This window comes from Streptomyces sp. NPDC059866 (genome assembly GCF_042731325.1).
In the GTDB taxonomy this organism is placed as follows: domain Bacteria; phylum Actinomycetota; class Actinomycetes; order Streptomycetales; family Streptomycetaceae; genus Streptomyces; species Streptomyces flavusporus.
This window is the reverse complement of record NZ_JBHWJT010000008.1, coordinates 225,164-238,684: the sequence shown is the minus strand read 5'-3', so window position 1 is coordinate 238,684 and position 13,521 is coordinate 225,164. Positions and strand designations below refer to the sequence as shown.

The window sequence follows — 13,521 nt, the reverse complement described above, 5'->3', positions numbered from 1 at the left end:
GCATGACGGGTTGCGAACGGCGCGGCATCGTTATGAACAAGAAGTGAGTCGGTGCTCGGCAGGAGGCACACCATGGCGCGCGAGTCGGAGTCCGGACTGCCCATCGAGCCGGTGTACGGACCGGACGCCCTGGAGAACTGGGACCCGGCCGGGAAGCTGGGCGAACCGGGGTCGTATCCCTTCACCCGTGGCGTGTACCCGACGATGTACACGGGCCGCCCCTGGACGATGCGTCAGTACGCGGGCTTCGGTACGGCGACGGAGTCCAACGCCCGCTACCGGGACCTGATCGCCCACGGCACGACCGGCCTGTCCGTCGCCTTCGACCTGCCGACCCAGATGGGCCACGACTCCGACGCGCCCCTCGCGCACGGCGAGGTCGGCAAGGTGGGGGTGGCCGTCGACTCGATCGACGACATGCGGGTGCTGTTCGGCGGGATCCCGCTGGACAAGGTGTCGACGTCGATGACGATCAACGCCCCGGCGGCGCTGCTTCTGCTGCTGTACCAGCTGGTCGCGGAGGAGCAGGGGGTCAGCGCGGACCAGCTGACCGGCACGATCCAGAACGACGTACTGAAGGAGTACATCGCGCGCGGGACGTACATCTTCCCGCCGAAGCCCTCCCTGCGTCTGATCGCGGACATCTTCAAGTACTGCAAGGCCGAGATCCCCAAGTGGAACACGATCTCGATCTCCGGCTACCACATGGCCGAGGCGGGTGCCTCGCCCGCGCAGGAGATCGCGTTCACGCTGGCGGACGGCATCGAGTACGTCCGCACGGCGGTCGCGGCGGGCATGGACGTGGACGACTTCGCCCCCCGCCTGTCCTTCTTCTTCGTCGCGCGTACGACGATCCTGGAGGAGGTCGCCAAGTTCCGTGCCGCGCGCCGGATCTGGGCGCGGGTGATGCGGGAGGAGTTCGGCGCGAGGAACCCCAAGTCGCTGATGCTGCGTTTCCACACACAGACGGCGGGCGTGCAACTGACGGCCCAGCAGCCGGAGGTGAACCTGGTCCGTGTCGCCGTCCAGGCCCTGGCGGCGGTGCTCGGCGGCACACAGTCCCTGCACACCAACTCCTTCGACGAGGCGATCGCCCTGCCGACCGACAAGAGCGCGCGGCTCGCTCTGCGGACGCAGCAGGTGCTGGCGTACGAGACGGACGTGACGGCGACGGTCGACCCCTTCGCGGGCTCGTACGCCATCGAGCGGATGACGGACGAGGTCGAGGCGGCGGCGGTCGAGCTGATGGGCAAGGTGGAGGAACTGGGCGGCGCGGTCGCGGCCATCGAGCGCGGCTTCCAGAAGGGCGAGATCGAACGCAACGCGTATCGGATCGCGCAGGAGACGGACTCCGGCGAGCGGGTGGTGGTCGGCGTCAACCGCTTCCAGCTCGACGAGGAGGAGCCGTACGAGCCGCTCCGCGTGGACCCGGCCATCGAGGCCCAGCAGGCGGAACGGCTCGCGAAGCTACGGGCCGAGCGGGACCGGGCGGCGGTGGACTCGGCCCTGGACGCGCTGAGGAAGGCGGCCGAGGGGAAGGACAACGTCCTGTACCCGATGAAGGAGGCGCTGCGGTCTCGGGCGACGGTGGGGGAGGTGTGCAACGCGCTGCGGGGGGTTTGGGGGACTTACGTGCCGAGCGATGCGTTCTGACCCGCCCACCTCGGAATGTCACACCCCCGTGCGACACTCCTTTTCATGTTCGGTGTCATCGATCTGCCCACCTACCTCGCAGGACTCGTCCTGATCGTCCTGCTGCCCGGCCCCAACTCCCTGTACGTCCTCTCCGTGGCCGCCCGCCGAGGAGCCCGGGCCGGATACACCGCCGCAGCCGGCGTGTGGTGCGGGGACACCGTGTTGATGACACTCTCGGCTGCCGGAGTGGCGTCTCTTCTCCAGGCCAACGCCGTGTTGTTCGGCATCGTGAAGTACGCCGGTGCCGGGTATCTGACCTGGCTGGCGATAGGGATGCTGCGGGCCGCGTGGGGAATGTGGCGGACCCGGCGGGAGCAGTCCGCCGGCGACGGCGCGGCCGCCGTCGGCGACGAGCGGCCCTACCGCCGTGCCCTGGTCATCAGCCTGTTCAACCCCAAGGCGATCCTGTTCTTCGTCGCCTTCTTCGTGCAGTTCGTCGACCCGGGATACGCCTACCCCGCCCTGTCCTTCGTCGTCCTCGGCACCTTCGCCCAGCTCGCCAGCGTCCTCTACCTCAGCGCGCTCATATTCAGCGGCACGAAGCTGGCCGCCGCCTTCCGCCGCCGCAGGCGCCTGTCGGCGGGGGCGACCTCGGCGGCGGGCGTGCTCTTCCTCGGCTTCGCGGCGAAGCTGTCGCTGGCGAGCTCCTAGCCGGCGCCCGCCTGGCCGATGCCTGCCTGGCCGGCGCCCGCCTGCCCGGCGAGCTCCTGCGTCGGCGCCCGCCAGGCCGGCCTCCTCCGTCGCGTCAGCGTCGTGGTGACTGTCTGGCGGCGCGGGCGTTGACGATGGCGCGGGTCAGGACGGGCGGCAGCAGATCGACCGCGAGGCGGCGGGTGCGGCTGCGCCGGTGCCGGTGCCGGGCCGGCCGGGTCGCCTCCGGCGCGGCCGCTTTCCCCGGCCGCTCGGCCACAGCGAGTTCGGGCTCGGGCTCGTCCGCGTGGCGGGAGAGCGGGAAGCCGGGAGCCTTCATGCCCCTGGACTTCAGCCGGACGAGACGGTGTCCGGCCGCGTGCTGCACGCTGAGCGCGCAGTCGTCCCGGCCACGCACCATCGCCAGCAACTCCTCCTGCATGGGCCCGGGATCGCCCCAGGTGCCGTACAGCTTCTGCGTGCTCAGACAGATGGGCCGCAGCCCGCGCGTGAGCACGGCCTCCCACACGGCGACGGAGACGCCGGGCGTGTGCTCGGAGCGGAAGTCGTCCAGGACGACGATCCCGTCGGGCAGCAGGACATCGCGGGCGGCGCCGATGTCGTCGTACACATGCTCGTAGAGATGGGAGCCGTCGACATGGACGAACCGGCACGAGCCGGGCTCGACCTCGGAGGGCACCATCGAACTGGGGCCCTGCAGGACGCGGGGCAGTTCGTCATGGAAGGAGAGGTAGTTGGTCTCGAAGGCCTGGCGGGTGAGTGCGCTGTACGACTTCGTCGACTCGGCGCGGTTGGCGTCGTCCGGCGCGTCGCCCTCGAAGAGGTCGCACACCGTGTACCGCTCGCCGTCCTGTAGACGGCGCCCCAGGAAGATCGCGCTCTTGCCCATGTAGACCCCGACTTCCAGCAGGTCGCCGCGGACTCCCGCGACCTCCTGCCGGTCCAGGAGCCAGTTGAAGAGGACCTGGTCGAGTACGGGGAACCAGCCTGGAACATCGTCGAGCCGTCGGGGCCGCGGGGGTGCCTCATGTGCAGTGGTCATGGAAGGAGAACGCCCTTCCTCGTGCGAATGGTGCGGTCAGGGACTGCCCCAGCGCCTGCCCGGGGGACCAACCTGCCCAAACCAGTCGACAGATGAACAATGGGTCAATTCCCTACGTACCGTACGCCGACAGCGCCCGTTCACCGAGTAACCGACGCCCGTGGCCACCCGGCTACCCCGGTCCGTGCCGCGTACTCCACCAGTCCGACGCCCGTCTCACCCGCCCAGCCCACATAGCCGTCGGGGCGGACCAGGAAAACGCCGGTGCCGTACGTCTGGTGCACCTCGTGCGCCTTGTGCGCCGGAACGCGGACCGTGGGGACGGGGAGCGCCGGGAGGTCAGCTTCCGTGCCCACGGCCAGCAGCGTCCAGTGCGGTCCACGGAAGGCGTCGAACAGTCGCCCCTCTTCCGTGATTCCGTCCGGCGCGCGGTCACCCGCACGGACCCCGGCGCCACCATTCGTACGGGTCTCCTCGGTGAGCGAGGAGTCGCGGTAGCCGAGGCCGAGCTGGCGGGTGGCCTCGCCGCGTCGGGTCTCGCCGCGGTGAACACGGGTCGACAGGCCGAGCATGTCGGCGGCGATCGGGCGGCGCTCCTCCTCGTAGGTGTCCAGCAAGCCCGCGGGGGCGCCCTCGCGCAGCACCGCGCCCAGCTTCCAGCCCAGGTTGTAGGCGTCCTGGACGCTGGTGTTCAGGCCCTGCCCGCCGGCCGGCGAGTGCACGTGGGCCGCGTCCCCGGCGAGGAACACCCGGCCGTCCCGGAACCGGTCCGCCAGCGCCGTACGCGGCCGGAAGCCGGAGGCCCACCGCACCTCGGTGACGTCCTCGGGGGCCAGATGCGACCGGGCCGCGACCAGCTTGCGCACCCCGTCGAGCGACAGGTCGGGCGCGGCGCCCTCCGGGAGCTGGGCCACCACCTGGAAGTCCTCCGTACCGGCGAGCGGGCACACGGCGAGGAAGCTCTCGCCCTCCCCGCGCGGCGGGAAGATGTGCCAGTTGTCGCGGTCCAGGCCGGTGATCCGTACGTCCGCCACCAGCATCGGGGCCGGATCGACACTCTCGCCGGTCATGCCGATGCCGAGCGCGCGGCGCAGCGCCGAGCGGCCGCCGTCGCAGGCGACCGCGTACCGGGCGCGCACATCCTCGCCGGAGGCGAAACGCACGGTCGCCCCGTCCGCGTCCTGCTCGACGCCGACGGCCTCGCGGCCGAAGGACACCCGCCCGCCCAGCTCCTCCAGCCGGGCGCGGAGGATCTCCTGGGTGCGCCACTGCGGCACCATCCACGGCTCGGCGTAGGGCGAGTCCTCGGTCGTGTCGGCCGGGTCGATCATCCGGTGCTCGCCGGCCCGCTCACCGTTCTGCCAGATCATGCCGACCGGGTAGCCGCCGCCCGCCGCGAGGATCGCGTCGACCACGCCGAGGTCGTCGAACACCTCCATCGTGCGGGGCTGGATGCCCTTGCCCCGCGAGCCCGGGAACAGCCCGTCGGCCCGCTCCACGACCAGCGCCGGCACACCGCGCCGGGCCAGGTCGATGCCGAGGGCGAGGCCGGTGGGGCCCGCGCCCACGATCAGTACGTCGGTGTGCACAGCCATACCCGTCTCCTTAACGCTGTTAAGTGGCAACGTCCATGAGCGTGCCCTTAACGCTGTTAAGTTGTCAAGCGCGGGATAGGTTGACGGGCGTGAGCAACACGGAACGACGAGCACCGCTGGACCGGCGACGCGTCGCGGACACCGCCCTGCGGCTCCTCAACGAGGTCGGTCTGGAGGGTCTGACCCTGCGTGCCATCGCCAGGGAACTGGACGTCAAGGCGCCCGCCCTGTACTGGCACTTCAAGGACAAGCAGGCGCTTCTCGACGAGATGGCCACGGAGATGATGCGGCGCATGAGCGCCGACCTGATGAAGGAGCCGGCGGCGCCGCACGAGGACTGGCGGGAGTTGTTCTTCCGGCGGATGAGCGGCCTGCGGACGCATCTGCTGCGCTATCGCGACGGCGCCAAGGTCTATGCCGGCACCCACTTCACGGACCTGTCCTACGCGGAGCCCATGGAGGCCAACCTGTGGATGCTGACGCAGGCCGGGTTCACGCCCGGGCGCGCGGCCCGGGCCTGGTTCACGGCCTACAGCTACACCATCGGGTACGTCATCGAGGAACAGGCCATGGGCCCCGCCCCGGCCACCGGCGCCGAGGGCTACGACCTCGACGCCCGCGCCGAACGGCTCGCCGCCCACCCGCTCGCCGCGCAGGCCGGCCTCGAGGTGTTCCAGGACCGCGACCGGGGCTTCGAAGCCGGCCTCCGGGCGGTGATCGAGGGCGTCGCGGCGACCCTGCGGAGCCCCGCGACACCCGACTGAGGCAGTGTCAGACCTTCGGTGCCTGGACCTGTGTCAGTGACCGCCGCAGCAACGGCGTCGACCACTTCTCCACATACCGGTTGAAAAGCCACGCCAGGCTCAGCATGATCGCCAGCGTGCCGGCCAGGGTCGCCCAGGACGTCAGGGCGAAGTCCTGGTGGAGGACCTCGATGACCGGCCAGCCCAGGTGCTCGTGGACCAGGTAGAAGGGGTACGTCAGGGCCCCCGCGACCGTCAGCCAGGGCCAGTCGGCCCAGCTCAGCCAGCCCAGCGCGACGGCCAGGACCGCGACGAAGCCGAAGGTGACGATCAGGATGATGACCGAGGCGGAACGATAGGAGAACTGGTCCGGGTAGGCGCTGTGCCAGAGGCCGTCCACCGCCTCGTGCTGCCCGATCAGCCAGCTCACCGCCACGATGCCCCACGCGGTGACGTCCCGCCGGTTGCGGTACACCAGATAGATGCCCATGCCGCCGATGAAGAACGGCGCGTACTCCGGCATCACGACCAGGTCGAGGAACGGCTGGTCGGCGGCCTTGGTGATGGCGGCGAGCAGGGTCCACACGGCACACAGGAGCACCACCCGTCGGCGGTTCGCGCCCGGCAGCACGATGCACACGGCGAACAGTGCGTAGAAGCGGATCTCCACCCAAAGCGTCCAGCACACGCCGAGCACCCGGTCCGCGCCCAGCGGCTGCTGGAGCAGCGTCATGTTCACCAGCGCGTCACTCGGCGTCACCGCCTCGTAGGCCACGCCCGGCAGCGCGAACACGGCCGTCACCAGGACGACGGCCACCCAGTAGGAGGGCATCAGCCGGGCGACCCGGGAGGCGAAGAACGACCGCAGCGGGCGGCCCCAGCCGCTCATACAGATCACGAAGCCGCTGATCACGAAGAAGATCTGGACGCCGAGACAGCCGTAGGCGAACCACGAGTGCAGCGTCGGGAACTGGACCTTCGGTGACGATCCCCACGCATGGGTGACCTCACCGCCCCGGCCGCCGTAGTGATAGAGGGCGACCATCAGCGCGGCCAGCAGCCGCAGCCCGTCCAGGGCGCGCAGCCGGCCTCCGGAGCTTCTGGTCCGCGGCCGGCCGCTCGCGGCCTGCCGCGGTCTCTCCGGCGCGGGAGCAGCGGGTCGGGGCTTCGCTGTGCTGACGACCGTCTCGGTCACGCTCGTATACCTCGGCTACCTCGTTTGTCCGCAGGCCTGTTCGGGCGCCCATCTTGCCCAAGACGCCCGTATCAGTCATAACCCCCGGAGGTGTCTGTCAACGCCCTTTGACGCCGCCCGCCACCTTAAACGTCGTTCGACGGAATTCCGTTCGACGGAAACACGATTTGCCCACCGGTCCCGAGCGGTTCACCTTGTCGTCGTATTGGTTTCTTACTGTTCTCCAATCCACCACGTTTACCCAGGCAGATCCTTGCCTGCTTCGTCATATCCAGAGCAGGAGCACCATGACGGTTCGCAGCAGATGGTCCCGTTCCCGAACAGGGGACCCGGCATCGGCGGCCACTGACGCCGGGCCGCCGACCGCACAGGTGAACCCGGCCGAGCTGGAGGACTGCCTGCGTGCCTGCGCCGTCCACAGCGGCAAGCTGGTGGGCAGCCTCGACCGGCGCCGCACAGCGCTGGCCGAGAAGCTGCGCGAGCTGCTCGCCCTGTGGGCCGCACAGGAACAGCCCCAGCCGGCCGCGCCGGGTGCCGGCAGCCTGATCCGGCGCGGCGCCAAGGCCGTCAGCGGCGGCGGGCTGAGCAACGAACTCCTCGACGCACTCCTCGCCGTCGGCAACAAGGCCCTGGACTGCGGCTACGACGACGAGCTGAACCTCGCCCTGCTCATCAACGACACCGTGCTGACCCAGCGCAAGAACTCCCGCGCCGGCTGGCGGCTGCGCGGCCGGCTGCTCGAGGAGATGGGCCGCCCGGCCGCCGCCGTCGAGGCCTTCGACCGCTACCTGAGCCTCACTCAGGAGGACGGCTTCGGCGTCCGCGCCAAGGTCGCCGGCCTGCGCATCGCGCAGGAGCGGCGCGGCGAGCTGCTCGCCCTGCTCGAGCGGACCGTCCCGGACGCCGCCTCCTTCGCCGCAGGCCCGGCGACCGACGTGTGGGCCGCGGGTCTCGAGGCGCACTCCGCCGGCGACTGGGACGCCGCCCAGGCCCGCCTCGTGGGAGCGCTGCTGGCCATGGACCGCGCTCAGGCCCCCGAGCAGGAGTTCCAGGAGGCGCTCAGCCACTACCTGGACCTGTGTACCGGCATCCACCAGCGGCCCACCCCCGAACTCACCGAGGCGATCGCCCTGTTCGCCGAGCAGCGCCGCAACCGTATGCGCGGCCCGCTGTCCGACCCGCTGTTCGGCGGCCTGCAGTGGATCAGCCTCGGCGAGTTCCGCAACAGGATCGCCGGCAAGTCCATCTGCCTCATCGCCAACTCCGGCAAGGTCGGCGAGAGCTCGATGGGCGCCGAGATCGACGCCTACGACCTGGTCGTACGCTTCAACTCGTACAAGATCGACGCGGTGCACACCGGCAAGCGGACCGACATCCACGTCTCCATCCACAAGCACGGCTTCAACTGGGACCAGCCGGTCGACACCCGCCTGATCTTCGGCGGCGTCTCCGGCGACTGGAAGTGGTCCCTGCGCAACCGCCTGGTGCCGGGCGCACAGAAGTACCTGGGCGACGAGTCGCTGCGCTGGCCCGTGCGCAACATCGGCAAGCTGGGCGCCGACGCGTGGCCCGCCATCCCGACCTCCGGCTTCAACATGCTCTGGCTGCTCGACTTCCTCGACGTCAGCCCGACCCTCGACCTGATCGGCTTCGACTTCTACGAGAGCGGTGCCTACCGCATCGACGCAGCGATGAAGATGCCGATCACCTCCGTTCACGAATACACCAGCGAGAAGGCGTGGGTCATGGAACGGGCCCAGAGCGTCTCCGGCATGAGGATTTCCCTGAGATGACCGCGACCCACATACCCGCCGCCGAGGCTCGCACCGCGGCCCCGGCCACCGATGCCCGCGCCCTCACCGGCAAGCGCCGTATCGCCTTCGCCAGCTTCGTGGACGAGAACTACCTGCCCGGTTTCCTCGTCCTGCTGCGCTCCCTCGCCCTGTCCAACCCGGGCGTGTGCGAGGACTTCATCGTTCTGCACGACGACCTCAAGCCGTCCTCCGTGGCCCGCATCCGCGCCCTGCACCCGCGCGTGAGCTTCCGTCGCGTCGACGCCGACCACTACGACTCCTACGCCAAGGGCGACCAGGACAACTACCTGGTCCGCAAGGCGTACTTCATCCTCGACGTCTTCAAGATCCGCGACTACGACACCGTGATCACCCTGGACACCGACATGGTCGTCCTCGGTTCGCTCTCCGAACTCCTCTCGCTGCGCGAGGGACTCGCCGCCGTACCGCAGTTCTTCTACGGCCAGCACAAGCTCAACAGCGGCCTGCTCGTCATTCAGAAGGAGTACCTGAGCGACGAGTTCTACGCGAAGATCGACCAGGTCGGCCGCAGCGGCTCCTACGAGCTCGACAAGCACGACCAGGGCATCCTCAACGCCGTCCTCGACGGCGACTTCGTCCGCCTGGACGCGAAGTACAACTTCGTCAAGCGGCGGCTGTCCGGCGACCTCCCCGTCCCCGACGACACGGCCATCCTGCACTTCACCGGCCGCCACAAGCCCTGGCAGGGCGGCGAGGCCGGCTACGAGCAGGCGCAGGAGCGCTGGCGCGAGTTCGACCTGAGCGACGCCGAGCTGCAGGCCGCCTACCTCACCGGCGGCGGCACCCTGCACCACGACCTGCTGGTGCACTTCGGCACCCCGCACGTCGAGCGCACCGGCGACGTCGACATAGCCCGCCGCGTCGCCCTCGCGCACATCGGCGCCGGTGACTACCAGTCCGCCGTGGACATCATGGAGCGCGTCCACATCCCCCTGGACGAGGCCTGGCCGCACGAGGTCTACGGCCACGCCCTGCTGGCCGTCTCCCGCTACGAGGAGGCCAAGGCCCAGCTGCTGCTGGCCACCTCCGCGCCCAACCGCGCCGCCACCGCCTTCGCCCGGCTCGCCCTGATCTCCTGGGTGCACGGCGACGACGCCGCCTCGCACAAGTACGCCCTCCAGGGCCTCACCGTCGACCCCACGCACCGGGCCAGCCGCATCTGGCAGCAGCGCACCCTCGGCGTCCCCGCCCAGCAGTCCGGCAGTCCCGCCGAGCAGCTCGCGCACGTCGCCTTCTACATGGACCGGCAGGGCAACGCGGGCGACAAGCTGCTCCCGGAGAGCGTGCGCCTCGGCTTCGACCCCGACACCACCGGCCGCCGCTGGCACTCGGTGCATGCCCACCGCCTGTTCGACGAGGCGGCCCTGGAGCGCGTCAACGCCCGCCGCGGCCTGGTCATCGGCGGCGGTGGCCTGTTCATCCCGGACACCATGCCCAACGGCAACAGCGCCTGGCAGTGGAACGTCCCGGACGAGCTGATGAAGCGCATCGACGTGCCGATCGCGGTCTACGCCGTGGGCTTCAACGCCTTCGACGGCCAGTCCTACCGCGCCAACCGGTTCCGGGAGTCGCTGCGTCTGCTCGTCGAGAAGTCCGCCTTCTTCGGTCTGCGCAACCACGGCTCGATCGAGAAGGTGCGGGCCATGCTCCCGGCCCACCTGCACGACAAGGTGCGCTTCCAGCCCTGCCCGACCACGGTGACGCGCCAGCTCGTCCCCGGCTGGCAGGACCCGGCGACGCGTGACGACACCATCCTCATCAACGCCGCCTACGACCGCGCGGGCCTGCGCTTCGGCCACGACTACGGCTACTTCCTGGCCCAGATGGCGCAGGCGGTGCGGGACCTGGGCGAGCTGGGCGACGTGCAGTGCGTGGCGCACTCGCTCGACGACGAGCGGCTCGCCTTCGACCTGCGCCGCGAACACGGCGTCTCGATGCCCGTCATCCCGATGTACGACTTCGAGAACGACGAGATCCGCGACCTGTACGCACGGACCAAGCTGGTCATCGGCATGCGCGGCCACGCGGGCATGATTCCGTTCGGCTGCGGCACGCCCATCATCAGCCTGATCTCGCACCCGAAGATGGCGTACTTCCTGCGGGACATCGAGCGCCCCGAGTGGGGCATCTCGGTCCACGACCGCCACCTCGCCGCCCGCCTGGTGGAACGCTCCAAGGACCTGCTCGCCGACCACGCCAAGACCGTGGCCGACGTGCACAGCAGGCAGCAGGAGCTGTGGAAGGTGACGGAGGCGAACGCCGCGGACCTGCGGGTCATCCTGGGCGGCTGAGCGGGAACGGTGCCCTGAAGGTGAGCCCCCACACAGGTGGGGGCTCACCTCGGCTCAGCAGTCGCGGGGGCCGAACGCCTACGCGTGGGGCGTGAACAGAAGGTTGCGCGTCCCGCGCGGGCGGGGGGCGTACGACGGGATCAACTCGCCGTCGGCCTCGGCGACCCAGTGGGAGTCGTAGCCCAGGGGCTCGAACTCGGCGAGCAGGGGATCCAGCGGGGCGCCCACCAGGGCCTCCAACATCACGGTCGGGCGGTCGCGCTTGAGTACCTGGCGCGCGCCCCGGAGGACCGACATCTCGTGGCCCTCCACATCGATCTTGATCAGATCCAGCTTGGTGCCGGCGAACACGTCGTCCAGGGCCAGCAGTTGGATGCGCTTCAACTGGGCGTCGTCCGCGGCGTGTTCCAGGGTCGAGCCCGTCGAGAGCAGGTTCCCCGCGAAACGGACGCTGATCTCGGCCCAGCCGGCCTCGGCGGACACACCCGCCTGGAAGCGCTTGACGTTCTGGACGTTGTTCATCCGCAGGTTCACCGCGAGCCGGGCGTGTATCTCGTCCACCGGCTCGAAGGCGTGGACCTTCGCCTTGGGGTTGGCCAGCGCGGCGATCATCGAGAAGTAGCCGACATGTGCCCCGACGTCGGCTATCGTCGCGCTCTTCGCGGCCAGGCGTGACCAGGTGGACAGGCTGCCGGGCTCGTAGCCGAACCGCCCGTTCCACAGGGTGTCGAGGGCGACCGCCTCGTCGTTGACGCACAACATGACAAAAGGTGGGCAGTGCGGGGAGTCGATCTCCACCAGGCCTTTGTAAGGGAACTTCTTGCGGTGCGTGCGGATGATCTCGCCGGTGGAAACCGGCCGGACCGATGGTGCGTGGGCCAGCATCCGGGCATTCGCTTCTTCAAGCTGGGAGTTACGCATTCCGCGATCGTAGAGCTGTTCGAGCGGTATGTCGCAGCCTTGTGAGAAGTGGGCCGGCCCGGTGAACCCGTCGTCACAGGGCTGCACTCGAATTGGTTCCGTCGTAAGCCGGAACCTCCGTCAATTCTTCCTGCCGTTTACCCCGCGTGCCGAAGTGCGCGGGGCGTAGCCCACGGCTGAGGCACGAGCGGCAGGGCCGAGGACCGGGACCCGCACCGAACGCCTCGGTGCGGGTCCCGTCGGCCCATCAGAAGACGGACATGCTCTTTGCGTCGAGCAGCCTCTGGACCGGGTAGTAGAAGCTCCGGCCGACGACCGAGTCGCTGCAGGGCTCGTCCAACTCGAGGGCGCCGGACGCGATGCCGAGTGCGGTGGTGCCGATGAAGAGCGGGCCTCCGCTGTCACCCCTCCGCATGCAGAGCGTTGTCTCGATCATGTGCTCGCGCACGGTGCCGTCGATGTAGTTGACCGTCCTGTCCGGATCCAGCACCGTGCCCGACATGTCCTCGCTGGTCGCGCCGGTACGTCTGACGGTCTCCCCCAGGCGGGCGTAACGGGAGCCTTCGATCTGCGAGATCGTGCCGTCCCTGAACCGGATCGTCCCGTACGGGGTGACGTCGGCGTTGCGGTAGTCGATGACCGCCCAGTCGCCGGGCCTGTCGTTCCAGTCGATCACCCTGCCGACGTAGGTGCTTCCCTCGCCGTGGTACCAGTCGTAGTAGCCGCCTCTGACGCAGTGCCCTGCAGTGAGCAGGTACTTGTTCCCGGTGTTGCCCTGCACGTTGAATCCGGCGCTGCAGTTGAACGAACCGTTGTTGATCGTCATGCCGCCGTGCAGCGGGGTCGCGGCCTCCCGCAGGGTGCCGGAGAGCCGTTCGATGCGCACGGCACCGGGGTGCGCCGCGGCGACCGCTTCGATGCGGGCCCGGTCGGCGGCCGGGACATCGTCGTAGAGCTCGACGGATATCTGGTTGGCGCTGAGGTCGGCGCCCCACGACGTGTTGCCGATCCAGCCCAGCTGGTCCAACTCGGCATGGATCGCCTTGAGATCCTTCATGCTGCGCGCGACCAGCTCCGCCGTCCCGCCGGCATTCCGGACGGTCTCCGCGGCCGCCTCGTCGGTCACCGCGACGACCAGGCGGCCGTTCTCGTAGTGGACTCCCCCGGTGCGATCGTCGCCGAGGCGGTCGGCCAGCGCGGTCATCTCTGCGGGGTCGGCGGGAGGTGCGGGTGTCTCCCGCGCGTGCGCGGGGGGCAGGGCCAGCAGGGCGAGCAGGCAGCCTACGGCGGTCAGCACCGCACGAGGACGACGTCGTGACATGAGTTCCCTTTCCCTGTCGGGACGACAACTTCGGTCCAGGCCAATGTGGGTAGGCCGGGCGTCTCCAGGCAGGGTTCGGACGCGCCTCTTTTGTGAAGGGCGCGAGAGTGCTATTCGGACGTCTGTGTGTATCGAGTGATGGAGTGGTGCACCCGCCTCGAGTGGTGCACCCGCCTCGAAATGCCTTGCCGCCAGGCTCTGTTGGTCTACCGGTCGGCGGGTGTCCGCGGAG

General features: G+C 69.6%; 10 protein-coding genes. 5 read left to right on the top strand and 5 right to left on the bottom strand.

Going from position 1 to position 13,521, the window contains the following annotated elements:
- Positions 1 to 72: 72 nt before the first annotated feature.
- Positions 73 to 1,653, top strand: coding sequence for a methylmalonyl-CoA mutase (locus ACFV7R_RS15040; protein ID WP_385263649.1), 1,581 nt, complete (start codon positions 73 to 75; stop codon positions 1,651 to 1,653).
- 45 nt (positions 1,654 to 1,698) lie between these two features.
- A complete protein-coding gene (gene leuE / locus ACFV7R_RS15035; RefSeq protein WP_385263648.1) occupies positions 1,699 to 2,346 on the top strand; it encodes a leucine efflux protein LeuE in 648 nt (215 codons plus the stop codon).
- 94 nt (positions 2,347 to 2,440) lie between these two features.
- Here leuE and ACFV7R_RS15030 read toward each other — a convergent pair whose 3' ends face one another.
- The gene (locus ACFV7R_RS15030) at positions 2,441 to 3,388 is read right to left on the bottom strand and encodes a class I SAM-dependent methyltransferase (RefSeq protein ID WP_385263647.1); all 948 of its coding nucleotides are present in this window, start codon (positions 3,386 to 3,388) and stop codon (positions 2,441 to 2,443) included.
- A 140-nt stretch (positions 3,389 to 3,528) separates the two neighbouring features.
- Complete coding sequence (locus tag ACFV7R_RS15025; RefSeq protein ID WP_385263646.1) at positions 3,529 to 4,983, bottom strand: FAD-dependent oxidoreductase; 1,455 nt, start codon at positions 4,981 to 4,983, stop codon at positions 3,529 to 3,531.
- Between the two features lie 35 nt (positions 4,984 to 5,018).
- Between ACFV7R_RS15025 and ACFV7R_RS15020 the strand changes: the two genes are divergently transcribed.
- Positions 5,019 to 5,747 (top strand): TetR/AcrR family transcriptional regulator C-terminal domain-containing protein, encoded by a 729-nt coding sequence (locus ACFV7R_RS15020; RefSeq protein ID WP_385263645.1) that lies wholly within the window; start codon positions 5,019 to 5,021, stop codon positions 5,745 to 5,747.
- 7 nt (positions 5,748 to 5,754) lie between these two features.
- Here ACFV7R_RS15020 and ACFV7R_RS15015 read toward each other — a convergent pair whose 3' ends face one another.
- Positions 5,755 to 6,921: an acyltransferase family protein gene (locus ACFV7R_RS15015; protein ID WP_385263643.1), complete on the bottom strand. Its 1,167-nt coding sequence runs from the start codon at positions 6,919 to 6,921 to the stop codon at positions 5,755 to 5,757.
- A 287-nt stretch (positions 6,922 to 7,208) separates the two neighbouring features.
- Here ACFV7R_RS15015 and ACFV7R_RS15010 point away from each other — a divergent pair, with 287 nt between their 5' ends.
- A complete protein-coding gene (locus tag ACFV7R_RS15010) occupies positions 7,209 to 8,714 on the top strand; it encodes a glycosyltransferase family 29 protein (protein ID WP_385263642.1) in 1,506 nt (501 codons plus the stop codon).
- Positions 8,711 to 11,047 (top strand): glycosyltransferase, encoded by a 2,337-nt coding sequence (locus ACFV7R_RS15005; protein ID WP_385263640.1) that lies wholly within the window; start codon positions 8,711 to 8,713, stop codon positions 11,045 to 11,047. The genes ACFV7R_RS15010 and ACFV7R_RS15005 overlap by 4 nt, the downstream gene beginning before the upstream one ends.
- Before the next feature lie 78 nt (positions 11,048 to 11,125).
- Here the strand turns inward: ACFV7R_RS15005 and ACFV7R_RS15000 are convergent, their stop codons facing one another.
- Positions 11,126 to 11,968, bottom strand: a complete 843-nt coding sequence (locus tag ACFV7R_RS15000; protein ID WP_385263638.1) for an FkbM family methyltransferase — start codon at positions 11,966 to 11,968, stop codon at positions 11,126 to 11,128.
- Positions 11,969 to 12,215: 247 nt separating this feature from the next.
- The gene (locus ACFV7R_RS14995) at positions 12,216 to 13,265 is read right to left on the bottom strand and encodes a S1 family peptidase (protein ID WP_385263637.1); all 1,050 of its coding nucleotides are present in this window, start codon (positions 13,263 to 13,265) and stop codon (positions 12,216 to 12,218) included.
- Positions 13,266 to 13,521: the final 256 nt, after the last annotated feature.